27 protein-coding genes, 1 tRNA gene and 1 pseudogene are annotated in these 23,954 nt (G+C 73.8%); 21 read left to right on the top strand and 8 right to left on the bottom strand.

Annotated elements, in window-relative coordinates:
* Window positions 1-2: 2 nt before the first annotated feature.
* Window positions 3-2,129 carry an intein-containing Rv2578c family radical SAM protein gene (locus ACFYON_RS12620; protein ID WP_354864592.1) on the bottom strand — a complete coding sequence of 709 codons (2,127 nt, stop codon included), beginning with the start codon at window positions 2,127-2,129 and terminating at the stop codon, window positions 3-5.
* Between ACFYON_RS12620 and ACFYON_RS12625 the strand changes: the two genes are divergently transcribed.
* Complete coding sequence (locus ACFYON_RS12625) at window positions 2,128-2,547, top strand: DUF393 domain-containing protein (protein WP_354864594.1); 420 nt, start codon at window positions 2,128-2,130, stop codon at window positions 2,545-2,547. The genes ACFYON_RS12620 and ACFYON_RS12625 overlap by 2 nt on opposite strands.
* 172 nt (window positions 2,548-2,719) lie before the next feature.
* On the opposite strand, the gene trxA is transcribed toward ACFYON_RS12625, so the two are convergent.
* Window positions 2,720-3,082 carry a thioredoxin gene (gene trxA, locus ACFYON_RS12630; protein ID WP_354864595.1) on the bottom strand — a complete coding sequence of 121 codons (363 nt, stop codon included), beginning with the start codon at window positions 3,080-3,082 and terminating at the stop codon, window positions 2,720-2,722.
* A gap of 547 nt (window positions 3,083-3,629) precedes the next feature.
* Here trxA and ACFYON_RS12635 point away from each other — a divergent pair.
* From ACFYON_RS12635 to ACFYON_RS12685, 11 genes are all read left to right on the top strand, one after another.
* Window positions 3,630-4,145 (top strand): MaoC family dehydratase, encoded by a 516-nt coding sequence (locus tag ACFYON_RS12635; RefSeq protein WP_018789068.1) that lies wholly within the window; start codon window positions 3,630-3,632, stop codon window positions 4,143-4,145.
* Window positions 4,146-4,240: 95 nt separating this feature from the next.
* On the top strand, window positions 4,241-4,732 hold the full coding sequence (locus ACFYON_RS12640) for a hypothetical protein (protein ID WP_354864597.1): 492 nt from the start codon (window positions 4,241-4,243) through the stop codon (window positions 4,730-4,732).
* A gap of 34 nt (window positions 4,733-4,766) precedes the next feature.
* Window positions 4,767-5,390, top strand: coding sequence for an RNA methyltransferase (locus ACFYON_RS12645; RefSeq protein WP_354864599.1), 624 nt, complete (start codon window positions 4,767-4,769; stop codon window positions 5,388-5,390).
* Between the two features lie 92 nt (window positions 5,391-5,482).
* Window positions 5,483-6,169 (top strand): DUF6758 family protein, encoded by a 687-nt coding sequence (locus ACFYON_RS12650; protein ID WP_354864601.1) that lies wholly within the window; start codon window positions 5,483-5,485, stop codon window positions 6,167-6,169.
* Between the two features lie 120 nt (window positions 6,170-6,289).
* Complete coding sequence (locus ACFYON_RS12655; RefSeq protein WP_013283898.1) at window positions 6,290-6,448, top strand: hypothetical protein; 159 nt, start codon at window positions 6,290-6,292, stop codon at window positions 6,446-6,448.
* A 6-nt stretch (window positions 6,449-6,454) separates the two neighbouring features.
* Entirely contained in the window at window positions 6,455-7,306 is an 852-nt protein-coding gene (locus tag ACFYON_RS12660; protein WP_354864603.1) for a PH domain-containing protein, read from the top strand.
* Between the two features lie 93 nt (window positions 7,307-7,399).
* Window positions 7,400-8,131 carry a SigE family RNA polymerase sigma factor gene (locus ACFYON_RS12665; RefSeq protein ID WP_355094937.1) on the top strand — a complete coding sequence of 244 codons (732 nt, stop codon included), beginning with the start codon at window positions 7,400-7,402 and terminating at the stop codon, window positions 8,129-8,131.
* A gap of 56 nt (window positions 8,132-8,187) precedes the next feature.
* Window positions 8,188-9,405, top strand: coding sequence for a hypothetical protein (locus ACFYON_RS12670; protein ID WP_354864607.1), 1,218 nt, complete (start codon window positions 8,188-8,190; stop codon window positions 9,403-9,405).
* A gap of 10 nt (window positions 9,406-9,415) precedes the next feature.
* Window positions 9,416-10,282 (top strand): PHP domain-containing protein, encoded by an 867-nt coding sequence (locus tag ACFYON_RS12675; RefSeq protein WP_355094935.1) that lies wholly within the window; start codon window positions 9,416-9,418, stop codon window positions 10,280-10,282.
* Between the two features lie 31 nt (window positions 10,283-10,313).
* Window positions 10,314-10,928, top strand: coding sequence for a MarC family protein (locus ACFYON_RS12680; RefSeq protein ID WP_354864611.1), 615 nt, complete (start codon window positions 10,314-10,316; stop codon window positions 10,926-10,928).
* A gap of 130 nt (window positions 10,929-11,058) precedes the next feature.
* Window positions 11,059-11,892 (top strand): PD-(D/E)XK nuclease family protein, encoded by an 834-nt coding sequence (locus ACFYON_RS12685; protein WP_354865250.1) that lies wholly within the window; start codon window positions 11,059-11,061, stop codon window positions 11,890-11,892.
* 12 nt (window positions 11,893-11,904) lie between these two features.
* Here the strand turns inward: ACFYON_RS12685 and ACFYON_RS12690 are convergent, their stop codons facing one another.
* Entirely contained in the window at window positions 11,905-12,756 is an 852-nt protein-coding gene (locus ACFYON_RS12690) for an oxygenase MpaB family protein (protein ID WP_354864612.1), read from the bottom strand.
* A 277-nt stretch (window positions 12,757-13,033) separates the two neighbouring features.
* On the opposite strand from ACFYON_RS12690, the gene ACFYON_RS12695 reads away from it, so the two are divergent.
* Window positions 13,034-13,516 carry a DUF2231 domain-containing protein gene (locus ACFYON_RS12695; RefSeq protein WP_354864614.1) on the top strand — a complete coding sequence of 161 codons (483 nt, stop codon included), beginning with the start codon at window positions 13,034-13,036 and terminating at the stop codon, window positions 13,514-13,516.
* 10 nt (window positions 13,517-13,526) lie between these two features.
* Here the strand turns inward: ACFYON_RS12695 and ACFYON_RS12700 are convergent, their stop codons facing one another.
* Window positions 13,527-14,183, bottom strand: coding sequence for a hypothetical protein (locus ACFYON_RS12700; protein WP_387188977.1), 657 nt, complete (start codon window positions 14,181-14,183; stop codon window positions 13,527-13,529).
* Between the two features lie 147 nt (window positions 14,184-14,330).
* On the opposite strand from ACFYON_RS12700, the gene ACFYON_RS12705 reads away from it, so the two are divergent.
* A complete protein-coding gene (locus ACFYON_RS12705; protein WP_355094941.1) occupies window positions 14,331-14,513 on the top strand; it encodes a hypothetical protein in 183 nt (60 codons plus the stop codon).
* A 33-nt stretch (window positions 14,514-14,546) separates the two neighbouring features.
* Here ACFYON_RS12705 and ACFYON_RS12710 read toward each other — a convergent pair whose 3' ends face one another.
* The gene (locus ACFYON_RS12710) at window positions 14,547-15,023 is read right to left on the bottom strand and encodes a flagellar biosynthesis protein FlgA (RefSeq protein ID WP_357706361.1); all 477 of its coding nucleotides are present in this window, start codon (window positions 15,021-15,023) and stop codon (window positions 14,547-14,549) included.
* Window positions 15,024-15,248: 225 nt separating this feature from the next.
* Here ACFYON_RS12710 and ACFYON_RS12715 point away from each other — a divergent pair, with 225 nt between their 5' ends.
* On the top strand, window positions 15,249-15,521 hold the full coding sequence (locus ACFYON_RS12715; RefSeq protein WP_354865300.1) for a hypothetical protein: 273 nt from the start codon (window positions 15,249-15,251) through the stop codon (window positions 15,519-15,521).
* A 14-nt stretch (window positions 15,522-15,535) separates the two neighbouring features.
* Here ACFYON_RS12715 and ACFYON_RS12720 read toward each other — a convergent pair.
* Window positions 15,536-15,742: pseudogene (locus tag ACFYON_RS12720) on the bottom strand (FmdB family zinc ribbon protein); the annotation flags it as partial.
* Window positions 15,742-16,386: a 5-formyltetrahydrofolate cyclo-ligase gene (locus ACFYON_RS12725; protein WP_387188979.1), complete on the bottom strand. Its 645-nt coding sequence runs from the start codon at window positions 16,384-16,386 to the stop codon at window positions 15,742-15,744. The gene ACFYON_RS12725 and the pseudogene ACFYON_RS12720, both read right to left, overlap by 1 nt.
* 82 nt (window positions 16,387-16,468) lie before the next feature.
* Between ACFYON_RS12725 and ACFYON_RS12730 the strand changes: the two genes are divergently transcribed.
* The 6 genes from ACFYON_RS12730 (at window position 16,469) to ACFYON_RS12755 (ending at window position 23,050) form a co-directional block, all read left to right on the top strand.
* Window positions 16,469-18,658, top strand: coding sequence for a diguanylate cyclase (locus ACFYON_RS12730; RefSeq protein ID WP_354864620.1), 2,190 nt, complete (start codon window positions 16,469-16,471; stop codon window positions 18,656-18,658).
* Between the two features lie 9 nt (window positions 18,659-18,667).
* Window positions 18,668-19,657 carry a UTP--glucose-1-phosphate uridylyltransferase gene (locus ACFYON_RS12735; RefSeq protein WP_354864622.1) on the top strand — a complete coding sequence of 330 codons (990 nt, stop codon included), beginning with the start codon at window positions 18,668-18,670 and terminating at the stop codon, window positions 19,655-19,657.
* A complete protein-coding gene (gene glp, locus ACFYON_RS12740; protein ID WP_354864624.1) occupies window positions 19,654-20,967 on the top strand; it encodes a gephyrin-like molybdotransferase Glp in 1,314 nt (437 codons plus the stop codon). Before ACFYON_RS12735 ends, glp begins: the two co-directional genes overlap by 4 nt.
* Window positions 20,968-21,078: 111 nt before the next feature.
* Window positions 21,079-21,717: a GNAT family protein gene (locus ACFYON_RS12745; protein ID WP_354864626.1), complete on the top strand. Its 639-nt coding sequence runs from the start codon at window positions 21,079-21,081 to the stop codon at window positions 21,715-21,717.
* Between the two features lie 169 nt (window positions 21,718-21,886).
* Window positions 21,887-22,669 (top strand): hypothetical protein, encoded by a 783-nt coding sequence (locus ACFYON_RS12750; protein ID WP_354864628.1) that lies wholly within the window; start codon window positions 21,887-21,889, stop codon window positions 22,667-22,669.
* A 307-nt stretch (window positions 22,670-22,976) separates the two neighbouring features.
* A tRNA-Ala gene (locus ACFYON_RS12755) sits at window positions 22,977-23,050 on the top strand.
* A gap of 120 nt (window positions 23,051-23,170) precedes the next feature.
* Here the strand turns inward: ACFYON_RS12755 and ACFYON_RS12760 are convergent.
* Window positions 23,171-23,866 carry a proteasome protein gene (locus ACFYON_RS12760; protein ID WP_354864630.1) on the bottom strand — a complete coding sequence of 232 codons (696 nt, stop codon included), beginning with the start codon at window positions 23,864-23,866 and terminating at the stop codon, window positions 23,171-23,173.
* Between the last annotated feature and the right edge of the window lie 88 nt (window positions 23,867-23,954).

The raw sequence follows: 23,954 nt of genomic DNA on the forward strand, positions 1-23,954 counted from the left end.
TACTACAGGAGCGAAAGTTGTTCGCTCGCCGGCGGGGCCGGGGGACCGGCCGGTCGGTTGTCGCCGGCCTCGCCCCGGTGCAGCCCGTGCCGGCGTGCCGCCATCCGCACCCGCGCCGTCACCTCCCGCTGGTACGCCTGCGGCGCGTACGAGCCGGCCTGGTAGAGCTGCCGGTAACGGGGCACCAGGTGGGGGAACTCCCGGGCCAGCCAGCGGGCGTACCACTCCCGGGCGCCGGGCCGCAGGTGCAACGGCAGCGGCGTCACGCTCGCCGCGCCGGAGGCGGCGACGGCCGCGACAGTGGCGTCGATCGACTCCTCGTCGTCGCTGAGACCGGGCAGGATCGGCGCCATCAGCACGCCGACGGAGAAGCCGGCGTCGGTGAGGGTGCGGACCGCGTCCAGGCGGCGGCGTGGGCTCGGGGTGCCCGGCTCGGCCACCCGCCAGAGCGCCTCGTCCACGAACCCCACCGAGTACGACAGCCCGACCCCTGTCACCTCGGCGGCCTGGCGCAGCAGCGGCAGGTCACGCAGCAGCAGCGTGCCCTTTGTCAGGATGGAGAACGGGTTCGCGAAGTCCCGCAGCGCCTCGATGATCGGCGGCATCAGCCGGTAGCGGCCCTCGGCCCGCTGGTAGCAGTCCACGTTGGTGCCCATGGCGACGTGCGCGCCGCGCCATCGTGGGGCGGCCAGCTCCCGGCGTACCAGCTCGCCCGCGTTGACCTTCACGATCACCCTGCGGTCGAAGTCGGCGCCGGCGTCCAGGTCGAGATAGGTGTGGGTGTTGCGGGCGAAGCAGTTGTGGCTGACCACGCCGTTGGCGATGAAGTCGCCGGTGCCGGTGGTGATGTCCCACAGCGGAAGCTCCAGGCCGAGATCCTCGATCGCTGTCACCTGGAGTCGCGCCGCGCACTTGAGCGCCATGCCCTCGATCGAGCGCCGGGCGGTGACTGCCGAATCGGTGAGGTGGAAGAAGCGCAGCCGCTCCGGCAGCCCGCCGGTCAGCCGGAGCTGACGCGCCGCACCCGGGGCACCGGGCACGTCGAGCGCCCACCGGAAGCCGAACCGCTCCAGCGCGCCGGCCGTGCGGGCCCGGCTCTCGTCGTCGGCGACGCTGATCCGGAACACGCCCCGGTGGCACGTGCCGGCGGCGTCGAACATGCCGGCCAGATAGCCGAGCGCCCAGTCGTCGGTGGTCTCGTCGGGCGCCTCGAACAGGCCGGTGACGGCCTCGGCCGGGCCGGCAGTGCGTACCACTGTGGTCGTCGCCCGGCGACCGGCCCGGGCGACTGCGGCCCGCTCGACGGTGACCCCGGCGTCGGTCAGATAGCGCTCGGCGCGGTCCAGCGCCTCCGTCTCGGCGGTGCCCAGCCGGAAGCGGGCACCGAAGCCGGCCCGGTCGTCGTCGCGGATCAGGGCGTGCAGATAGCCGCGGCGGTAGTCGGCCGAGCGTTTCGGCGCCACCGCGAACCGGCCGGTGCCCAGCAGGCGGTTGCGGGTGGTCAGGTGCGGACGGCGTCCGCCGCCCCGCATGGTCCCGGTGACGTGCTTCCAGCCGCGCTCGGTGAGGAACCGGTGGTCGCCGCTGGCGACGAGCGTGGTGCCGTCGGCCAGGGTGACCCGGTAGGCCCGCTTCACAGTGGACCACTTGTCGAGCACTGTGGTGACGACGTAGTGACGGTAGGCGCCGCGCCGGCGGGTGCCGTAGATCCGGTCGCCGGGCTCCAGCTCGCTGATCGCCTTCGTGCGGCCGTCGGCCATCAGGATCGGCGTGTCGCCGCCCAGGCAGTAGACGCACGCGTGCGAACAGCCGCGGTAGGGGTTGATCGTCCACTCGAACGGCACATGCGACCGGCCGGGCACCCGGTTGATGATCGACTTGGCATGGACCTCGTAGAAGGTCATGCCGGCGAAGCCCGGCGTGTCGAACGTGCGGGCGACGGCGCCGGGCAGCGCCAGCGGCAGGGGTGGAGCCGCCGGCGCCGCCCGATCGGGAGTCCCCTCGTCCGGGGGAGCGGAGAGGTTGTCCCAGCGCATGGGAGCTATTCGAACATGTGTACGAATAAAGCGCAAGTGATGCTCCGGACACCCGCGCCGCCGCGCCCCGGGGCGGGTGCAGGATGGAGGCATGGAGACGTCGACCTTCGTCTACGACGGCGACTGCGCCTTCTGCACCAGCTGCGCGCAGTTCATCGAGCGTCGTGTCCCGACCGGCGCCCGAGTGGTGCCGTGGCAGTTCGCCGACCTGGCGGCGCTGGGCCTGACGGAGGCCGAGTGCGAGGAGGCGGTCCAGTGGGTGGGCGCCGACGGGTCCCGGGCCGCGGGTCCGGACGCCGTCGCCCGGCTGCTCGGTGACAGCGGGCCGCTCTGGCGGTTCGCCGGGGCCGGGCTGCGCCTCGCGCCGGTCCGCGCGGCGGCCTGGCCCGCGTACCGCTGGGTGGCCCGCAACCGGCACCGGATGCCGGGCGGCACCGCCGCCTGCGCGTTGCCGCAGGAGGCCCGGGAGCGGCTCTACGGCCCGGCCGGCCGCCCGGGGCCGACCGCCTGACCGGGGTGCCCGCGCTCAGGCTGTCGCCGGAGCGGGGGACGTCGGCGCGGCGGGCGGCCGAGCGGGCGTTTGACGCACGCCACCGGGCGCACCTTCTCCAGGGCCGGGACACTGCTCATCGCACGCCGCCGGCCGGCACCCGGAAGGGCGCCGGCCGGCGGCATGCGGAACGTCAGTGGTTGTGCTCGGCCAGCTTCTTGCGGACGTCGTCCATGTCCAGCGCCTGGACCTGCTCGATGAGGTTCTCCAGCGCCGACTCCGGCAGCGCGCCCGGCTGGGCGAAGACGATCACGCCGTCACGGATCGCCATGATCGTGGGGATGGAGCTGATGTTGAACTTCGCCGCCAACTCCTGCTGCGCCTCGGTGTCGACCTTGCCGAAGGAGATGTCCGGGTGCTTCTCCGAGGAGCGCTCGTAGACCGGGGCGAAGCGCTTGCACGGGCCACACCAGTCCGCCCAGAAGTCGAGCAGGACGATCCCGTCGCGCCCGGTCACCTCGTCAAAGTTGGCCGTGGTCAGCTCAACCGTTGCCATTTGCTCTCTCCGATCACCGCGGATTGTCGTACGTCCGGTGGAACCAGGGTCGGTCCGTCCGAATTCCCGGCGTGCGGGTGGCGAAACGCTGAGCGTCGGGACGGTGACCCTGGGCACATCGAACGCCATCTCTTCACCCCGGCCGTGCGGAACGCAAATGCATGCCGCACTTGCGTGACGGGCCGTGATGGGAGCGTTTCCAAGGAGATCACGCTCAGTGTCCGCTACGCATCGGTAACTTTGGCCCTGACGAGCATCTATGCAGGCTGCGGTGATAGCTTACCGACCGCATGTCGGTTACTTTCAGTAATGTTACGAAAAGATAAATGTGACCTCCGTCTCTGTCGGCGGAGGGTGGTGGTACGGCAGAATTCTTCGCATCAGAGCGTGGGCGGCGGGTGCCGGGGAGGGCCCCGCCGCTCATTGCGTCCGGACCTGGGTGGCCCCCCGGTGTGACATTTCCGCCGGACGAGCGGCCCGCACCTCGCCTTAACAAGCGATAAGGCATGCTGTCCGCACTCCATCGCCGCCCGTGAAGGGGACAAGGATGCAGTTCGGCCGCTACTACGAGGAGTTCGAGGTCGGCGCGGTCTACCGGCACTGGCCGGGCAAGACGGTCACCGAGTACGACGACCACCTCTTCTGCCTGCTCACCATGAACCACCACCCGCTGCACATGGACGCGCACTACGCCGAGTCCGCCTCGCAGTTCAAGCGCAACGTGGTGGTCGGCAACTACATCTACTCGCTGCTGCTGGGCATGTCCGTGCCGGACGTCAGCGGCAAGGCGATCGCCAACCTGGAGATCGAGTCGCTGCGGCACGTCGCGCCGACGTTCCACGGCGACACCATCTACGGCGAGACGACGGTGCTGGACAAGCGGGAGTCGGCCTCGAAGCCCGACCGCGGCGTGGTGGCGGTCGAGACCCGCGGCTACAACCAGGACGGCACGCTCGTCTGCGTGTTCCGCCGCAAGGTCATGGTGCCGAAGAGGGAGTACGCGGCCGCCGCCGTCCCGGACGGCGTCGACCCGGAGCGCCCCAGCTTCCCCGAGCCGCGCTGACCTCGCGTCCGTCCGGCCACCGGGCCTCGTTCCCCGTTCGGCGGGGACGGGGCCCGGACCTCGTGCGGGGGCATATGCTCGGGCCGGAGGTTCCCATGAGCCACTCCGTAGCCGGAGAACCGCCCTCTGCCGGTCGTCGTGCCGCACCGCTCACCACCGCCGCCTACTCCGCGGCGGAGTGGGACCTGCTGACCGACCTGCCGGGCCGCGTCCTCGTCGCCGCCGCCTCACCCGGACCCGGGCGCCCGCCGCGCGGTGTCGCCGCCGGTCTGGCCGGCCTGGACGCGGTCGCCGCCGGCCGGGCGTTCGACAGCGACCTCGTCCGCGCGGTGGTGGCCGCGATCTACGCCCGCCACGACGGGGCCGCCGAGCGGGACGAGCGCCTGACCGACCTGGTCGACCTGCTGGCCGCCGCCCGGGCCGCGGTACGGGTGTTGCGCCGCCGGGCCGATCCGGCCGACTCGGCTGCGTACCGGCAGTGGGTGGAGTCCGTGGCGGCCCGGGTGTGCCGGGCCGGGCACAGCACGCCGAGCCCGGCCGACACGCGTTTCCTCGACCGGCTGGGCGGCGCGCTCGACCTGCGCTGACCGGGGACGACGTCGGGCCGTACCCTCGGCAACCGTGACCGACGACCAGCTCGACGTGGGTGTGGGGCCGTGGCCCGGTGACCCGCCGGCCGACCCGCGCTACGACCCGGAGCTGCTCGCCGCCGGGGACCGGCGCAACGTGGTGGACCGCTACCGCTACTGGCGGCGTGAGGCCGTGGTGGCCGACCTGGACCGGCGCCGGCACGACTTCCACGTGGCGATCGAGAACTGGCAGCACGACTTCAACATCGGCACCGTGGTCCGCAACGCCAACGCCTTCCTCGCCGCCGAGGTGCACATCGTCGGGCGACGGCGGTGGAACCGGCGGGGCGCCATGGTGACCGACCGCTACCAGCACGTCCGGCACCACGCCACGATCGAGGAGTTCGTCGCGTGGGCGCGCGCCGAGCGGCTGCCGGTGGTCGGGATCGACAACCTGCCCGGCTCCCGGCCGATGGAGACGGCGGTGCTGCCGCGCCGCTGCGTGCTCCTGTTCGGCCAGGAGGGGCCGGGGCTGTCGCCGGTGGCCCGGTCGGCCTGCGACGCCCTGTTCTCCATCGCCCAGTACGGCTCGACCCGGTCCATAAACGCGGGCGTGGCCAGCGGCATCGCCATGCACGCCTGGATCCGGTCGTACGCCGGGCCGCCGCCGGACTGAAACCCGCGTGGGTCCGCCACCGGACGGAAATCCCACGCGCCCTGCTTGACGCCTCGCGGGTCCGGGGTGACGGTGAGGGTGTGACTGTCGCGGTGAGTTGTCCGAAGTGCGCGGGGCCGGTGCGCGAGCCGGACCTGATGCACGCCGAGCACCGGTGCGTGCGCTGCGGCCCGGTCGCGCCGCTGCACGTGCCGGAGCACATCAGCGCCGAGATCATGGCCAGCGTGGTGGAGCGGGTGGCAGCCGATCCCGACCCGCCCGACCGGCTCCGGATGCCGCTGTGGTGTCCGTGGCCGCTACCGGCGGGCTGGACGCTCACCGGCGTCGCGTGGGCGGGCGACGAGCGGTCGGGCGTACGGGCCACTCTGGTCTCCTGCGCCGGTCCGGCCCCCCTGGACGGTGGGCCGGCCGATCTCATCTTCGTCGCCGAGGAGCCCGGCGTCGGTCTCGGTTCCCGCTTCGCGGGACTGCCCGGACCCGATCCCGGCCCGCAGGTGGAGGAGGCGCTCACCGACCCCGGCCCTGGTCATCCCGAGCGTCTGCCGCACGCGAAGATCCGGGTAGGTGGCCATCCGACTCCACTGTGGCTCGTCCGTTCCGTAACGGATCGAAGCGCGTACGCCGGCGAGGCTCGGGGAATGTGGCTCCATGCGATAGCCTGGCCGGCGAGCGCGGGTCACCTCCTCGCGGAAGAAGTCGTGCTGCACGACCTCACCGAGTGGACACCGCCCGAACTCGTGTACGGCGCACCGTCTCCGTATCTGCACGGGCGGGCCTGACCGGCTCGCCACGACGGGTCGGAGAGAGCGGACGCAGATATTCACGGTAAGACACCATGCTGATACTCTGGGTGCCGCTGCGGTAAACGGACCCGACGCCGCGCGAGAGGATGGCCCGCTATGGTCAAGAAGGTCCTCACCTGGGCCGGCATCGCATTCTTGATCTTCTTCGTTGCGTACCGGCCAAACTCCGCCGCCGACGTCTTCAAGTCTCTCGGTGGCGGCATCATGGACATCGCGCAGGGCTTCGGCGACTTCTTCACCAACCTCGTCGCCTAGCCGCCGATGGGAAGCCCTTCCGGTCCACCCTTCGACCCGGACGATCCCGACCGGGCGCGACGGGAGCATGACACCGAGCCGATCCCCCGGATCGACCCGGACGACCCGGCCGGTTACGGCCCCGGCCCCTACGCGGACCCGGACGACGCCGGCTACGGCAGCGCCTACGCCGCCGAGGGGCGGTCCGGCCGGGCCTGGGCGCGGGACCCGGACGGCTTCCCCGACCAGCCGATCTCCGAGGAGGAGCTGGTCGGGCTACGGTCCGACGCCACCGGCATGGCGCCCCGCCGGGTGCTGCCGCTGGAGGACGAGCCCAGCTCGCTCGTGGCGCGCTACCTCTTCCCCACCGAGCGCTACCGGGGCGAGTGGAAGCGGCACTGGATCCACCTCACCACGCCGATCATCGTCGGCGTCGCGGCCACGTTCGTGCTCGGCTACCTCTCCGGGTTCCTAGCCGGGCGGGACGTCGGCGCACTGACCACCGTCGCCGTGCTGCTCTGGTTCGCCGTGATGGGCTGGGTCGCGTGGAAGGTCGCCGACTGGTGGTACGACCGGTTCATCCTCACCAACAAACGGGTGATGGTGGTGGCCGGCATCATCACCCGGCAGGTCGCGATGATGCCGCTCACCCGGGTCACCGACATGAAGTACGAGCAGAGCCCGACCGGCCGTGCCCTCAACTACGGCACGTTCGTCCTGGAGTCCGCCGGTCAGGAACAGGCGCTCCGGGTGATCAAGAACCTGCCCAACCCGAACGAGCTCTACCTGCGTGTGGTCGAGGAGATGTACGAGCCGCAGGCGGTCGAGGCGCGGTTGGGCAAGGAAGCCGACGAGGCCAAGGCCGACGACGGGGCCTGAAAGTTTTCGTCCGAACATCGGATGAACTGCACACCTTCCGCCATCGACCCGACCGGCGTGGCCGTGGCATTCTGCCAGGCAGGACGGGGGGAGATGACTGTGGTGAGCAGAGACCCGCTGGAGGAGGAGTTCTGCGAATTCGTCGCGGCCCGGTCCGGCGCGCTCCTGCGCACCGCGTATCTGCTCGCCGGTGACTGGGCCACCGCCGAGGACCTGCTCCAGACCGCGCTCACAAAGACCTACCTGGCCTGGAAAAGGCTCGGCGGGATCGACGCCATCGAGCCGTACGCCCGCCGGGTCATGGTCAACACGTCCACGAGTTGGTGGCGGCGCCGCTGGCACGGCGAGCGTCCCACCGAGGTGCTGCCGGAGCGCGCCGGCGTCGACGAGATCGAGCAGCAACTCGACCGGGATGCGCTCTGGCGGCACCTCCAAGCGCTGCCGGCCCGGCAACGGGCCGTGCTGGTGCTGCGCTTCTACGAGGACATGTCCGAGGCGCAGACCGCCGCGCTGCTGGAAATCTCCCCGGGCACTGTCAAGAGTCAGACCTCCCGGGCGCTCAACACGCTGCGCCGCCGGCTGGGCTCCGAGGCGGCCCTGAGCCTGCCCGCGCCGGCCGACACGCCCGCGGCGACCCCGTCCGCCCCGGCTCCGGCCGGCCGCGCCGTCCCGCCGGCCACAGGCGCCGAGCCGACCCGAGCCCCGGCGCCACGGTCCGCCGCCCGGGTGCCCCGCCCGGTCCCACCCCCGACGCCGGTCCGTCCCGCGCCGGTCCGCCCCGCGCCGGTCCGTCCCGCCGTCCCGATCGCGGCGGAGAGCCGATGAGCGGCACTCGGCACGACTGTGACAACCGGACGGGCAGCCCGGAGCGTCCATTGGTCGTGAGCGACGACGAGCTGGAGCGGGCGCTGCGGGAGACGCTGAACCGCCGCGTCGCCACGTCCCGCCCGCTGCCCGCCGACCCGGCGGGGGAGGTCCTGCGCCGGGCGCGGCGCGCGGGCCGGCGGCGTACGTTCAGCGGCCTGGCCCTGGCCGGGGTCGCCACCGTGTTCATCACCTTCGGGGTGGCCCAGTTCACCGCGCCGGGCGGCGACGGCGGCACCCCCACCGTGGTGCTCGGCGATCCTGCCGTCCTCGCGCCCTCCCCGCTGTCCACCGAGCCGCCCTCGGTCACCCGTCACGGGCCGATCCGCGCCGAGGTCGACCTGCTCGTCGGTGACCGGCTGGACACCAGGGGCGGCGAACGGCGTCAGCTGACCGGCGTGAGCGGCGTCGAACGGGCGCAGCGGATCCACGACGAGGAGGGCTGGCTGCTCACCTCGGCGGCCACCGCCGCCGGCCGTACCCTCTGGTGGGCGCCGGTCAATGGCGCCGCGCCACAGGTCATGCTGGCCGCCGCGGACGCGGTGGCCGTCTCTCCGGACGGGCGCCAGGTCGCCTGGCGGGACGGCCCGGACGTGATCGCCGCCGGTGTGGTCGCCGGTCAGCTCATCGCGCCGGTCCGGACCGCCGCGCCGGAGGGCGCCGTGCCGGTCGGCTTCGCCGGCGACGCCGTGCTCATCCAGCAACCCGGAGGCGGGGGGATGAGCGTCTGGAACCGCGCGCTGGGCGGGCAGCCGGGGCCGGTGAACCCGGACGTACGCGTCGTCTACGGCACCCGGCCCGACGGCCGGGCGGTCGGCCTGGTCACCGCGGGCTCGGACGGTCACCCGTGCCTGGGCCTGCTCGACCCGGCCCGGGACCTCGCTCCGGTGCGTGTCGTGTGCGGCCCGAGACTTGCCGCCGACGGACGCGGCGCCCTCTCCTTCGACGGCCGGTGGCTGCTCGCCAACGGCACGGCGCGCACCGCCCTCCTGGTCGACCTGGCCGACCCGGCCAGCCCGACCCTCCACCCGGCCGGCCCGGTGCTGGCCGGCGGGGTGGCGTGGACCCGGACGGGTGTGGCGCTGCACGTGGACGCGAACGGCGGGTTGGTCCGGGTCAAGCCCGAGCGGGTGCTGGCCGGCGACCGGCCCACGGGTTCACCGGTCGACGGACTGGCGCAGCACGAGCGTCCGGTGGTGGTGGCCGGCGTCCCCACGGTGCCGGACGGGGCGTAGCGTCGGGCGGGTGAGCGTCCCCGCCCGCATCGACCTGCACACCCACTCCACCGCCAGCGACGGCACCCTCACCCCCGCCGAGCTGGTCCGGGCCGCCGCCGGCGCCGGGCTGGACGTGGTGGCACTCACCGACCACGACACCACCGCCGGTTGGGCACCCGCCGTCGCCGCCCTGCCGCGGGGCCTCACCCTGATCCGCGGCGCGGAGATCTCCTGCCGCTGGTTCGGCGCCGAACCAGCGATCCCGCTGCACCTGCTCGCGTACCTGTTCGACCCGGCCGAGCCGGAACTCGTCGCCGAGCTGGCCCGGGTCCGCCGGGCCCGGGAGGAACGCGGCGAGCGCATCGTCCGGCTGCTCCAGGCCGACGGGATCCCGGTGAGCTGGACGGAGATCCTGGCCGGAGCGGGCGGCGGCACCGTCGGCCGACCGCACATCGCGCAGGCGTTGATCCGGGCCGGTCTGGTCGCCACCACCACCGAGGCGTTCGGGCCGGACTGGCTGGGCGAGCGGTACCGGCTGCCGAAGGACGACATCGAGGTGTTCCGGGCGGTGGCGCTGGTGCGGGCGGCCGGCGGCGTGCCCGTCTTCGCCCATCCGAGGGCCAGCAGGCGCGGCCGGATCGTGCCGGACGAGCTGATCGCGGACCTGGCAGTGGCCGGCCTGGCCGGGCTGGAGGCCGACCACGAGGACCACGACCCGGACGAGCGGGCGCACGTCCGAGGGCTCGCCGCCGACCTGGGACTGCTGGTCACCGGCTCGTCGGACTTCCACGGCACGCACAAGACGGTACGGCTGGGCGCGCACACCACCGACCCCGAGGCGTACGAGCGGATCGTTGCGCTGGCCGGCGGGGTGACCCCTGTCGCTTCAGGCTGAAGCGCTCCGACGGCACGGCTACCGTGTCCGCGTGGATCTCAAGCTCTTCGGCGAGGTCTTCGTGACCCTGCTGGTGATCGTCGACCCGCCCGGAATGATGCCCATCTTCCTCGCGCTGACCGGGCCGCTGCCCGCGCGCGACCGGAACCGGGCCGCCTGGCAGGCCGTCGCGCTGGCGCTCGGGGTCATCGTGATCTTCGCGGTGGCGGGGCAGACGATCCTGGCGTACCTGCACGTCGACCTGCCCGCCCTCCAGGCTGCGGGCGGCCTGCTGCTGATCCTGGTCGCGCTGGAGCTGCTGACCGGCAAGTCGGACGACCCGAGCCAGCAGGTCACCTCGAACATCGCGCTGGTGCCGCTCGGCACGCCGCTGCTGGCCGGGCCGGGCGCCATCGTGGCGACGATGCTGTTCGTGCAGCAGGCCGGCGGCGCCGTCGACTACCTCGCCATCGGGCTGGCCATCGTCGCGGTGATGGTCACCGTCTGGGTGGTGCTGCGCTTCTCCGGCGGGATCGTCAAGGTGCTGCGACCCGGCGGCATCGAGGTGCTGACCCGCATCGCCGGCCTGCTGCTGGCCGCCATCGCCGTGCAGCTCATCGCCGACGCGATCGCCGCGTTCGTGACCCAGTACCTCAACAACGCCTGAGCGGGTCCGCCCGCTGTCGTACCCGGATGGCAGGATCCAGGGGGTGCGACGACCGTCAGCAGCCGGCCCGACCGGCTCCCGGGCTCCCCGACCCCGCGCCGAGCAGTCCGAGCAGCTCGGCTTCGAGGGCATGCCGGAACGCCTGTTCGTCTGCACACCGAGCAAGCTCGGCGCGTACGCGGACTGTCCCCGCCGCTACCGCTACGCCTACGTCGACCGCCCCGCCCCGCCCAAGGGCCCGCCGTGGGCGCACAACTCGCTCGGCGCCAGCGTCCACACGGCGCTGAAGAACTGGTACGCGCTCGCCCCCGACCGCCGCCGTCCCGAGGTGCTCGGCACGCTGCTCAAGGGCACCTGGGTCCGCGAGGGCTACCGAGACGACGAGCAGGAGCGCGACGCCTTCCGGCGGGCGCTGACCTGGCTGGAGGGCTACGTCGCGGGCCTCGACCCGGCCGACGAGCCGGTCGGCGTGGAACGGGTCGTCGCGGTGAAGACCGCTGTGCTCGCGTTCAACGGCCGCACCGACCGGATCGACTCGCGTCCCGGCCCGGACGGGCGGCCCGAGCTGGTCATCGTCGACTACAAGACCGGCCGCACCGGGCTCGACGCCGACGACGCGCGCGGCTCGCAGGCGCTCGCGCTCTACGCGTACGCGGCCGAGCGGGTGTTCCGCAAGCCGTGCCGCCGGGTCGAGCTGCACCACCTGCCCACCGGCACCGTCGCCGCGCACGAGCACACCCCGGAGTCCCTGCACCGGCAGCTGACCCGCGCCGAGGACACCGCCCGCGACATCATGACCGCCGAGCGCGCGGTGACCGACGGCGCCGACCCCGACGAGGCGTTCCCGACCGAGCCGGGTCCCCGGTGCGGCTGGTGCGACTACCGGCGTACGTGCCCGACCGGCGCGCAGACCCCGGGCAAGGAGCCCTGGTCGGCAGTCGAGCGTTTCGCCGACCCGGACTGACCGGTCCCGCCGTCAGGCCGCGGCCAGGCGGGCGGCGCGTTCCTTGGCGGCCTGCTGCAACGGCCCCTCCCGGTAGCGCCGCGGCACCGCGGCCAGCGCCAGGCGCAGCGCCCGCGCGCTCAGGTCGGCCGACAGGGCGGTGGTGGGCAGGCCCAGCCCGCCGTAGAGCCGCAACGCCCAGGGTGGCAGCATGCCCAGCGCGGTGGCGGCGATCCCCAGGTAGGCCCAGCGCGGCGGCCCGAGGTTCAGGCCGACCCGCGCCGGCAGGCTGAGCTTCCACGGGATCGGCGGCGCGGTCAGGAACAGCGCGGTCTCGGCCGCCTCCCGGGTCATCCGCAACTGCGGGCGTACGTCCCGGTAGTAGTCGGCCACCTCGGCGGCGGTGCCCGGTACGTCGTCCGGGTCCAGCCCGACCAGGGCCGCCGACCGGCGCTGCTCGGTGTAGTAGCCGTCCACCTCGTCGTCGGTGAGCGCCAGACCGGCACGCCGGGCGGTGCTCACGAACGACTCGACCTCGGTGACGTGCACCCAGCGCAGCAACTCCGGCTCGTCGACGCGGAACTCCTCACCGGTGAACGGGTCGGTGGCGCGCATCCGGGCGTGCCGCGTACGCAGCCGCCGCCCGGCCGCCTCCGCCTCGGCGGTGGTGCCGTAGATCGTCGTCCCCACGTACGTCGCCGTGCGGACCAGCCGGCCCCACGCGTCGGAGCGGTAGTTGCTGTTCTGCGCCACACCGGCCATCGCGCGGGGGTGCAGCGCCTGGAGGTAGAGGGAGCGCAGGCCGGCGACGATCAGGATCGGTTCCTCGTGCACCTTCCACGTGACCGATCCCGGACCGAAGAGGCCGAGGTCTTCGGTGTCCACCGATCAAGAGTGCCACGCGTCGCGCCGCCCGTCCTCGGCGTGGCCGTCAGTCGTGGCGGCCCGGCTGTCAGTCGTCGGCGGAGAGCACGTCCAGCACGGCGAGACGCGGCCGGGTGACCCGTAGGCCCCGCGACCGGAGCGGCGGGCCGACAAGCGAGCGTTCTCGCGGGTGGCCGGGGCCGCACGTGAACCGCTGCCGCCGCGTCTGCGTGTGTCGAGGTACACAGCGTCACGCCGTACGCTGGGCCCGCTAACCACCCACTCGCCGGAGGTGTCGGTGTTCAGGGAAATCAACGGTCTGCCGCTCCACGTGCTCGTCATCCACGCGGCGGTGGTGCTGGTGCCGCTGCTGGCACTGCTCGCCGTCGGGTACGGGGTGCTGCCCCGGTGGCGGCTCCGCCTCGGCTGGGCGGTCGCCGCGCTCGCCGTGGTCACCCCGGCCGTCACCTGGGTCGCCACCGAGTCCGGCGAGGAGCTGGAGGAGACCCTGCGCGCGCGGGGCTACCCGCCGGAAGGGCTCCAGAAGATCCACGAGCATGCCGAGTACGGCGACACGCTGTTCTGGTTCTCGCTCGGGCTCGGCGTCGCGGCGCTGCTGCTCCTGCTGTCGACGAGCCGCTTCGTCGCGGGCCGGAACGTGCCCCGCTGGGTCCCGGTGGTGCTCACCGTGGTGGTGGCAGTGCTCGCGGTGTTCGCGCTCGTGTACGTCTACCTGACCGGTGACAGCGGCGCCAAGATGGTGTGGGACGGCATCGTCTGACCGGTGCGGCTCAGAACAGCACCCGTGAGCAGAGCAGGCAGGTGAGCAGCACCAGCACCACGGCGACGACCGCCCCGACGCCGTAGGTGAGCCGCTGCGCGCGCTGCTCCGCCTGGTCCATCGCAGCCATGTCCTGCGGCGGCAGGCTGCGGGGTGGCGCCGGCTGCACGTGCACCGGTGGCCGCCAGCCGGGCGGCGGAGGCGTGCTCGGCGGCGGTCCCGCGTATCCCGAGGGCGGGCCACCGCCGGATGCTCCGGGCCACGCGCCGCCGGCCACCGTCCAACCGCCTGCCGCCTCCGGCCGGGCCCACGGGCTGTCGGTGGCCGCATCGCGTGACCACGGGCTGGCGTTTCCGGCCGCCTCCGGCGCTGCTCCGGCTGTTCCGGTGGCGGCACCGGCGGTGTCGATCCCGCCGATGACGGCCGGGTCCGCGGTGGGAGTGCCCGGTGCGGGCGGCCCGGTGGTCACGGCAGGACCGTCGGTGCGGTCCGGGTCGTGGTCCCCGCCGCCGTCACCGATGTCACCGGGCCTTGATTCGGAACCGGCCGGGTGCGCGCCCACGCCCTCCCGGGGGACCGCCACGGAGGGGTTCTCCCCGTCCCTGGCCGGTTGCTCCGGGCGTCGCCAGGTCTCGTCGTCGGGGCTTCCACCGCTCGGCGTCGTCACGCCGTCCGACGCTACCAACGCCCCGGCCGGTCGGCCGCCCGACGCGTCGATCACCGCCGCCCGCCCGATGTGAGGTGCCGGCGGGACGCCGGTCCGGCCCCGCCACGTTCCGGGGACCGAAGCGTGGCCGGTTCGGCGGTATCGTTGCTGCTCGTGACCGAACCCGGTATCCGGACACCGCGCGATGACGACGACCGCGTGGTCGACCTCAGCGAAGACTTCGTCGTGCTGCCCGAGCAGACCAGCGACGACACCGACCGCGGCTGGGGCGAGCGCCCCGGCGGCAACGAGGACTGGCTGCTCGCCGAGCGCCCGCCGCACTGGGGCTGATCGCGCCGCATCGGGGCTGACCGCCGGGTCCCGTCAGCCGCGCACCACCACGGCGAAGCGGCTGCCCTCCGGCAAGCCGACCGCCCGCCGCGCCTGCTCGGGCGGCAGCGCGAGGTAGAGCGCCGACGAGCCGTCGACCGCCCCGGTGGCGCCGACCACGTCGAGCACCAAAGCGCGCGGGGCCAGCAGCGCCGGGTCGGGCGTGCCGCCCGCCGGTACGACGAGCAGGTCGACCCGGGCACCCGGGCGCAGCACCGAGAGGGCGGCCGGCTCGGCCAGCCGGATCGGCACGCCCACCGTGCCGGCCGGTAGGGCGCGGATGCCGCCGGACGCGGACGCCGACGCCGAGGCGGCCGGTGGCACGCGGGGCGGTGGGCAGGACTGCGGCGTCTGGAGCACCGCCGCGGCCAACCCGAGCAGCACCGCGACGAGCGTCACCCGCAGCAGGGGCCGGCGCCGGGGCAGCCCGCGCCAGCGGACCGGACGCAACGTCGCCTCGCCATCCGTCACCGCTGCCTCCCTCCGCCGACCAACCGTCCGACCCGCAGGCTAGGACCGGTTCCCGCCTCTCGCCGCCCCACCGCCCGTCCCTGTGGATAACCCGCCGGCCTGTGGAAAACCGCTCCCCGGGCGGCCCGCGCCGTCACCAGGGAGGTGGCCGCTTCCGGACGGGCTGATGCGGCGACCTCGCCGAGGTGGCGAGCGTCTGCCTCGAACGGGACGGCCAGACGAAACGTGGCCGCCCCCGGGAGGGGACGGCCACGTGCCGGTACGAAAGCAGGTCAGGAGGAGCTGGACGCCGCCGGCGCCTTGCCGGCCGTCGAGCCCGACCCGGACCCGGACGACGAAGACGACCCGGACGACGAGGACGACCCGGACGAGGAGGACGACGAACCGGACGACGAGGACGAGGAGTCCGACGACGGGGACGACTCGGTCTTGGCCGGCTTGCTCGACGGGGCCGGGGAGCCGTTTTCGGAGCCGGACGAGCGGGAGTCCGTGCGGTAGAAGCCGGAGCCCTTGAACACGATGCCCACCGAGTTGAAGAGCTTTCGCAGCCGCCCCTCACACGCCGGGCACTCGGTCAGCGGGTCGTCCGAGAAGGACTGCACCGCCTCGAGCTGGTGGCCGCACGCGGTGCAGGCGTACTGGTACGTGGGCACGTTCTCCTCCGGATCTTGGCACGGCCGGTTGGCACTCGTGGTCTTCGAGTGCCAATGGTGCGTCATCACCCCCGGGTTCGTCCAGCGGAAGCGCCCGGGCCCACACCCGGAACTGCCGCCAACCCGTCCGCCGGGGTGATCACGCAGTGCACGGGACGGTCGTGCGGCAGGGCGGGCACCGCCTCGACCAGCTCGCCGTCGTGCAGCAGCGCCACACTCGGCACGGTGGCGGGTACCCGGGCCAGCGCCCGGTCGTACGAGCCGCCGCCCCGGCCCAGCCGGATGCCCCGGCGGTCCACCGCGACAGCCGGCACCACCACCAGGCCGGCCCCGGCCACAGCGGATCGCCCCCGGGGTGGTGCGGTCGGCTCGCGCAGGCCCCGGCCGGCGGCGCGCAACGACTCCGGACCGGTGTAGAGGGCCCAGTCCAGGTCCAGGTCGTCGCGGAGCACCGGCAGCAGCAACTCGGCGTCGGGCGGCAGCGCGGCGCGCAGCACGTCCGGCAGGTCGTCCCCGCCGGGCTCGGAGGCGACCGGCACGTACGCGCTCATCCTGGCCGGCCGCAGCCGGCGTACCAGCGTCACCAGCTCGGCCTGGACGGCCGCCGCCGCCACCGCCCGGTCGGCCGCGGACAGCGACCGGCGGGCGGCGAGCAGCGCGACGCGCATGTCCCGCTTCGCATCGTGCGCTTCATCCGAAAATTCCGGCACGCAACACTCCTGACGCAACGCTTGCCTAATGGTCGCTCTGTGTCAGCATCGCACCAAGGGAGCGGAACTTCCGGGGGGAAGATTGACGCTACGCGGGCGGTTGACGGCGGCTTTCCTCGCGGTGGTCCTCGGCCCCGTCCTGCTCGGCGCGTTCTTCGTCGGGGCCACGCTCAGCGCCGTCGACCGTAGCCGCGCCACCGAGCGGCTGGGCCTGGCGGCGGCCGGTGTGCGTACCTCTGTCGATGCGCTCTGCCAGCAACTACGCGCGGCGGCCGACGCGGTCGCGCTGGTCAGCGACCCGGCCCTGCGGTCGCGCGCGGCCGACCAGGTGGTCGCGCGGGGCCTGGCCGCCGCCGTGCTGATCGCCGACGCCGCCGGCCGTACCACCTACGCCACACCGGGCGGGGCGGCCGGGCGCTGGCAGGACTGCGCCGGCGCGCCGGCCACCCCCGTCGCGGCGCTGTCCGCCCAGGTCCGGCTCCGCGACCCGGCCGGCACCGACCTGGGCGCGGTCGCCGCCGCCCAGCCCGTCGACCGGGCGTTCGTGGCGCGGCTCGCCGCGGTGACCGGCGTCGGGATCACCCTCCTCGACGACCCCGGCGGCCTCACCCACACGACCGAGGACCAGGGGGTACGCGCAGCGGTGCTGGCCGCCGCCGGCAAGGCCGACGGAAATCGGGTGACCGGGACCGGCGACGGCCGGTACGTGCGCCGGGTCGGTCCGTCTCCCGGCCAGCCGCTGCCACTGGTGCTGTCGGTGCCCGGCGAGCGCGCGGCCGGCCTGTACGGAGCGCTGATCGCGGCCGGGGCGCTCGCCGCCCTGCTCGCCGTGCTCGCCGCCTGGCGGCTGGCCCGGGTCACCACCCGGCCGCTGGGCGAACTGGCCGGCGCGGTCGACCGGGTGGCACGCGGCGACCTGAGCGCCCGGGTGCCGGTTCGCAGCCGCGACGAGATCGGGCGGCTGGCCAGCGCGTTCAACCGGATGACCCGGGAGACCGGCAGCTACGTGGCGGCGCTGACCAGCAGCCGCGACCAGCTCCGCAACCACCTCGCAGTGCTCGGTGACACGCTGGCCAGCACGCACGACCTGCAACGCATCCTGCGGGTGATCCTGGACAGCGCGATCGCCGCCACCGGCGCCCGGGCCGGCGCGGTGCTGCTCGTCGACGGCGACGGCGTGCTGGTCGGCCGGTGCGTCGAAGGGCTGACCGGGCGCTGGCCCACGGACGACCCGGCCGACCCGGCGACGCTGCGGGTGCCGGTCGGCGCCGGGGTGCTCGGCGCGGTGGCCGCCACCGGCGAACCGCTGCGCGGACGGTGGACGCCACCGGACACACCGACCGGGGAGCCGTCCTGCGAGACGTACGTGGCGGTGCCGTTCGCCACCCCCGGCGGCGCCGAGCCGCGCGGCCCGGACCGGCCCGGCCACCCGCCCGCCGACGGCGACCCGCCCGGGTCGGCCTGCGCGGCGCTCGGCGTGCTCGTGCTCTACGACCGGCTCGGCGTGCACGAGTTCCACGACGACGACGTGGTGACGCTGCGGACGTTCGCCGGGCACGCGGCGGTAGCGGTGGAGAACGTCCGGGTGCACGAGGAGGCGCAGCGGCTCTCCCTCACCGACCCGCTGACCGGGCTGTGGAACTACCGCTACCTGCGCGAGTCGATCCGCCGCGAGGTGGAGCGGGCGAACCGGTTCGGCCGGATGCTCAGCGTGCTCGCGCTCGACCTGGACCGGTTCAAGAACGTCAACGACACCTGGGGCCACGCCGCCGGGGACGCCGTCCTGGTCGAGTTCGCCCGTCGCGTACGCGGCGTGATCCGCGAGGTGGACCTGGCGTTCCGGCAGGGCGGCGAGGAGTTCGTGGTGCTGCTGCCGGAGACCGACGCCCGGGGCGCGGCGATCGTCGCCGAGCGGCTCGGCGCCGTGGTGCGGGACCAGCCGGTGGCGGTCGAGGGCAGCGGCGACGAGCCGGTGCGGGTGCCGGTGACCGTCTCCATCGGCATCGCCGTGTACCCGGACCACGCCGCCGACGGCCAGCAGGTGCTCGACGCCGCCGACGACGCGTTGTACGCGGCGAAGGCCGCCGGACGCGACGGCTACCGGCTCGCCCCGGCGCCCGATCCGGTGCCCACCCAGGAGATCCCGGCGGTGGCCGCCGGGGTCAGCCCGCCGGACGGGCTGCCCCGGGCCGGCTCGGCGGACCCGGCGGGCACCGCCCAGGGCGGCGCGTCTTCCGGTCCTCACCCGCCGCGGCAGAGCCGTGGCCGATAGTCTCGCGGCATGTCGGAGCACTCAGCGAACCCCTCAGCGGCCCCCGGTCGCTCCCGCGCGGTCAAGGCCGTGATCCCGGCCGCCGGCCTGGCCACCCGGTTCCTGCCGGCCACGAAGGCGGTTCCCAAGGAACTGCTGCCGGTCGTCGACCGGCCGGTGCTGCAGTACATCGTCGAGGAGGCCGCCCAGGCCGGCATCGACGACGTCCTGCTGATCACCGGTCGCGGCAAGACCTCGATGGTGGACCACTTCGACCGCCGGCCGGACCTGGAGGAACGGCTCGCCAAGAAGCCCGAGCTGCTGGCCGAGGTCAAGCGCACCGAGGAGCTCGCCGCGATCTACACCGTCCGCCAGCCGGAACAGCTCGGTCTCGGCCACGCCGTCGGGTACGCCGAGTCGCACGTCGGCGACGCGCCCTTCGCGGTGCTGCTCGGCGACGAGTTCGTCAAGCCCTCCGAGCCGCTGCTTCCGGCCATGCTGGAACTCCAGGCCCGCACCGGCGGTGTGGTGCTCGCCTTCTTCGAGGTCGACCCGGCCGAGACCAGCCGCTACGGCATCGCCTCGGTGGAGCCGGGCGAGTCGGAATACTCCGACATCGCCGAGGTCGTCAAGGTCACCGGCATGGTGGAGAAGCCCAGCCCGGAGGACGCCCCCAGCAACCTGGCGGTCCTCGGCCGGTACGTGCTGCCCGGGAAGATCTTCGACGCCATCCGGCGCACCGAACCGGGCAGCGGCGGCGAGATCCAGCTCACCGACGCGATGGAGCTGCTGCGTACCGAGGGGGTGCCGGTGCACGCCATCGTCTACCGGGGCACCCGCTACGACACCGGCATGCCGCTGGGCTACCTCCAGACCGTGGTGCAGATCGCCGCCGAGCGGGACGACCTGGGCGCCGAGTTCCGCAAGTGGCTCGTCGAGTTCGTCAACAACGGCGACGAGACGGTCACCGCCGCCGTCCTCAACGGCATCCGCGACGCGTCCGGCGGTGCCGATACATGACCTCGACGGCCGACGCCGAGGCGGCCGCGAACGAGTTGACGCCGCTCGCCGACTACCTGGGCAGTGTGCTGCGCAGGTTACGCGCGCTGCCTCCGCTCGACCTCGACCTGACCCAGGCGTACGGCAACGTGCTCGCCGAGGACGTGGTCGCCCCGCACTCGTACCCCGCCTTCGACCAGGCGGCGGTGGACGGGTACGCCGCGCGCTGGGAGGACATCTCCGGTGGGAGTCGGGGGCCGGGCTACGTCCCGGCCCCCTCCGGTATGCCCGGCGGCCGCAGCATCCGCCTCAACGTGGTGGGCGACCTCGGCGCGGCGAGCTGGCGGCCGGTCCGGCTCACCACCGGCTCGTGCTTCTCGGTGGCGGCCGGCGCGCCCCTGCCGATCGGCGCGGACGTGGTCGTCCCGGTGGAGTGGACCGACCAGGGCATGGCCGCCGTCGAGATCTTCCGCGCCCCCAAACGGGGGTACGGCCTGCGCCGCGCCGGGGAGGAACTGGTCGCCGGCACCTTGCTCGCCCGCGCCGGCGCGTACGTCTCACCGGCCCTGGTCGCGGTGTTCGCCGCCACCGGCATCGGACACGTGGTGGTACGGCCCAGCCCGCGCGTGGTCATCGTGGCCACCGGCGACGAACTGGTGGACGTGGGCCGGGGCAGCCAGCCCGGGCAGGTGGTCGACACCAACTCGCACGCGCTGACCGCGGCGGCGGCCGAGGCGGGCGGGCTCGCGTACCGGGTGGGGATCTGCGACGACGACCCGGAGGCGCTGCGCGGGCTGCTGGAGGACCAGACGCTGCGCGCCGACTTGATCATCACCACCGGCGGCACCGGCACCGGCCCGGGTGACATGGTCCGCCGCATCCTGTCCCGCCGCGACGGCGGCCGGGCCGGGCCAGTCGCCTTCACAGAGGTGGCCCTCTATCCCGGCACGGCCCTCGGGTTCGGTACGGTCGGCGCCGAGGAGGTGCCGGTGGTGTGTCTTCCCGGTGAGCCCGGCGCGGCGCTGATCGGCTTCGAGGTGCTGGCCCGCCCGGCCATTCAGCTGCTGGCCGGCGCCGAGCCGGTGTTCCGGCCGAGCGTCCGCGCGCATCTGCTGGAGACGGTCTCGTCCCCGGTGGGGCTGCGCGAGTTCCGGCCCGCGCACGTGGCCGAGCGGCGCGGCGGCGGGTACACGGTGCAGCCGCTCGCCGGCGGCCCGTACACGCTGTCCGGCCTGTCCGACGCCAACGGCCTGCTGGTGCTCGGCGAGCGGGTCACCACAGCCGCTGCGGGGTCCACGGTGGACGTTCTCCTGCTGGACCGGCGCCGGTGAGCGCGAGGAGTGAGCTTGCGAGCCCCGCAGTCGCGAACGGAAGGCCGACTCGGTGAGCGCGAGGAGTGAGCTTGCGAGCCCCGCAGTCGCGAACGGAAGGCCGACTCGGTGATGTTCCGGCGGGCTCCGGGGTGGCCGGCGGTGCTGGTGGACGGTCCGGTGGTGCTGCGGCCGTACCGCCGTTCGGACGCCGTCGCCTGGTCGGACATCCGGCGGGCGAACCGGGAGTGGCTGGCACCGTGGGAGTCCCATGTGCCCGGCGGCTGGTACGAGACGAACTCGCCCGCCGCGTTCCGCCTGGTGCACGCCGACCAGCGCAGGTCCGCGCGTACCGGCGAGGGCATGCCGTTCGCCGTCTGCCTGCGTGAGAACGGCCGGGAGCGGCTGGTCGGTCACGTGAACGTGGGCAGCATCGTGCGGCGGGCGTTCTGCTCCGGGTACGTGGGCTACTGGGTGGACTCGCGGGTGGCCGGTCGCGGCGTGATCCCGACCGCTGTGGCGCTCGCCGTGGATCACGCGTTCGGACCGGGCGGCCTGCACCGGATCGAGGTGAACATCCGGCCGGAGAACATGCCGTCCCGGCGGGTGGTGGAGAAGCTCGGCTTCCGCGAGGAGGCCTATCACGTGCGTTACATGCACATCGACGGTGCTTGGCGCGACCACATCGGATATGCGATGACCGGCGAGGAAGTGGCTGCCGAGGGCGGCTTGCTGGCGCGGTGGCACCGCGCACGTGACAACCGCCGCTGAGGCGAGCGCCCGGCGCGGCGCACTGTGAACTGGGTCGGCGGCCCGTAACCTCAAGTAACTGCAAGCTGTGGCAAGCGCTGCCCGCCCGCACGAAGTGCGCCGTAAACGACGGTCGACGGAAGAAGTTGCGGCGGTGTGACGCTCGCCCCGAACATTGGTGACGGGAGGGGTGAGGGTGCCCACGTCGGTGCTCCTCGCCGTCCTCGCCGCCGCCGGTCTGCTCGCCCTCGCTCCGGCGCTGGTCCGCCGGTACGACGCCACCGAGCGGCAGGTGGCGGAGCGGGCGCAGTCGACGGCGCGGGTGCTCCAGCGCCAGCGTCGACGGCGCACCGTGCCCGGGCGGCGACCGGTGCACCCGCCGCGCTCCCTGGTTGTGACCCTGAGTGAAGACTCCGATACGGGTGGTCTTGCTCGCCCGGTTTCCGCGCCACCGCTGCGCCGCCGTTCCGGGCGGCTCCGGCCCGTCTCCGCCGTCCCGGCCCAGTCCCGCCGACGGAACCCGCCCCGGCGGCGGCACACCCCGGCGATCTACCGGCGGCGCCGGGTGCTCGCCGCGCTGCTGCTGCTCAACCTGGTGGAACTGGGTGGCGTGGTGCTCGTCGGGCCCGGGTTCTGGATCAGCGTCTCGGTCACCGGCGCACTGCTCATGGTGTACGTCGCACACCTGCGGCAGCGCGCCCTGGCCGAGCGTCGACGGCGGCGCGCGGACGCCCGCGAGGCGGCCTGGCTGGCCGCCCGCCAGGCCGAGGTGCGCCGCGAGCAGGCCCGGCGCGCGGCGGCCCGGCGGGAGGCGCAGCGCCGGCTGGCCGCCCAGCGCGAGGCGGTCCGGCGTACGGCGATGGGGCTGGACCGCCCCGCGGACCTGCCGCCGGCGGCGAGCGGCGGCTCGGTCTCTTACCGGCGGGCGGGGGGCCTGCGCGGACGCCCCTACCAGTCCGGCCGAGGCGCCTGACGCCCCCGTTCCGTGCTGACCGGGGCGCGCCTCCGCGAGGTGCGGCCCTGGTCCGCGTGTGATCTTTCAGCGAGTGGAACGCCATGGGTGTCTCCGGCCCTCCATGACACCCATGGCGTTCCACTCGCGCGGTTCGCGTCGCCCGTGACGGGCGATCTTGGAAGAATTGGGCCCCTCTGAGGGCCGCTTTCTTTCAAGATCTACGGGGGCGGTGGGGCGGTTCGCGTCGCGGGGGCGCGACCTGTTAGCCTTGTCGCCGGCCCACCCGGTGAAAGCTGGGTGGGACCGACGCCGGTTCGCCGGCGGAGGGGCTGTGGCGCAGACCGGTAGCGCACCTCGTTCGCATCGAGGGGGTCAGGGGTTCAAATCCCCTCAGCTCCACCCAGTTCGAAGGCCGTTTCCGCCAGTCGGAGACGGCCTTTTTCGAACCCGCCCCATGGCACGGTGGACAACCCCGACGGGCCGCCACCGTGCCGGTCGTCGGCGGATCACCCGCCGCCGTCAGTCGAACAGGCCGTCGAGCGCCTTCTGTTCAAGGTCGCGCCAGCGCTCGGCGTCCTTCAGCGCTTTGGCGATCTCCTTCTCGTCGAGGTGGTGCGCACCCTCCTCGCGGATGCACGCGACGCTGAACGGCCGGCCGACCGACGGCGAGGTCCGCTCCAGCGCCTCCAGCACCCGTACCATGCCCACCACGCCGAACTCGGCGGTGCGCGTGGTCATCCGGAAGTGGGACAGCAGCGCGCCGGCCTGCTGGGCCATGGGCGCGCCGGAGCCGATGGCGTGGAAGCCCACGTCCTCGTAGCGGCCGATGAGCCCGTTCGGGTTGATCTCCACGATCCACGGACCGCCCTGGCTGTAGCCGGCCGCGAGCAGGTACGCCGACACCCCGCCGCCGCTGCCCTCGCCCGGTACGTCCGGGATGTAGTTCTCGTAGTGCTTCTTGAAGACGGGCAGGACGCGCTCCTGCAGCTCGTCACCGATGTCGGGCGCTTCGAGGATGGCGGTGGCCGAGTCCTGGAGAAGGGGGCGCAGGTCGTTGAGCACTCCCCGCGCGCCGCTGCCGCCCCAGGCGGCGCAGTCGCCCAGTGGGTGCAGCTTCTGGGCGGGGAAGCTCAGACCTCGGTCGCTCTCGGTGATCTGGGAGTCCGCGCCGATCACCACCCCGTCGCTGCAGACAATGGCGAGTACGACGGTCATGTGGGGTCCTCCTGGGCAGGGGTAAGGGGTTGGGCGCGAGGTACCCGACGCCCCGCCTGCCTACACCCCGACAGGTGTCGGCCCGCTC

Origin of the sequence: Micromonospora sp. NPDC005686, from assembly GCF_042871665.1 — a bacterium.
In the GTDB taxonomy this organism is placed as follows: domain Bacteria; phylum Actinomycetota; class Actinomycetes; order Mycobacteriales; family Micromonosporaceae; genus Micromonospora.

Bases quoted from the DNA above. Each gene is read 5' to 3' on its own strand.
- ACFYON_RS12640 (WP_354864597.1), top strand. From the start codon at position 4,241: ATGAGCCACTCCGTAGCCGGAGAACCGCCCTCTGCCGGTCGTCGTGCC.
- glp (WP_354864624.1), top strand. From the start codon at position 19,654: ATGACCTCGACGGCCGACGCCGAGGCGGCCGCGAACGAGTTGACGCCG.
- ACFYON_RS12625 (WP_354864594.1), top strand. From the start codon at position 2,128: ATGGAGACGTCGACCTTCGTCTACGACGGCGACTGCGCCTTCTGCACC.
- trxA (WP_354864595.1), bottom strand. From the start codon at position 3,082: ATGGCAACGGTTGAGCTGACCACGGCCAACTTTGACGAGGTGACCGGG.
- ACFYON_RS12635 (WP_018789068.1), top strand. From the start codon at position 3,630: ATGCAGTTCGGCCGCTACTACGAGGAGTTCGAGGTCGGCGCGGTCTAC.
- ACFYON_RS12655 (WP_013283898.1), top strand. From the start codon at position 6,290: ATGGTCAAGAAGGTCCTCACCTGGGCCGGCATCGCATTCTTGATCTTC.
- ACFYON_RS12745 (WP_354864626.1), top strand. From the start codon at position 21,079: ATGTTCCGGCGGGCTCCGGGGTGGCCGGCGGTGCTGGTGGACGGTCCG.
- ACFYON_RS12760 (WP_354864630.1), bottom strand. From the start codon at position 23,866: ATGACCGTCGTACTCGCCATTGTCTGCAGCGACGGGGTGGTGATCGGC.
- ACFYON_RS12665 (WP_355094937.1), top strand. From the start codon at position 7,400: ATGACTGTGGTGAGCAGAGACCCGCTGGAGGAGGAGTTCTGCGAATTC.
- ACFYON_RS12660 (WP_354864603.1), top strand. From the start codon at position 6,455: ATGGGAAGCCCTTCCGGTCCACCCTTCGACCCGGACGATCCCGACCGG.
- ACFYON_RS12620 (WP_354864592.1), bottom strand. From the start codon at position 2,129: ATGCCTCCATCCTGCACCCGCCCCGGGGCGCGGCGGCGCGGGTGTCCG.
- ACFYON_RS12735 (WP_354864622.1), top strand. From the start codon at position 18,668: ATGTCGGAGCACTCAGCGAACCCCTCAGCGGCCCCCGGTCGCTCCCGC.
- ACFYON_RS12685 (WP_354865250.1), top strand. From the start codon at position 11,059: ATGCCGGAACGCCTGTTCGTCTGCACACCGAGCAAGCTCGGCGCGTAC.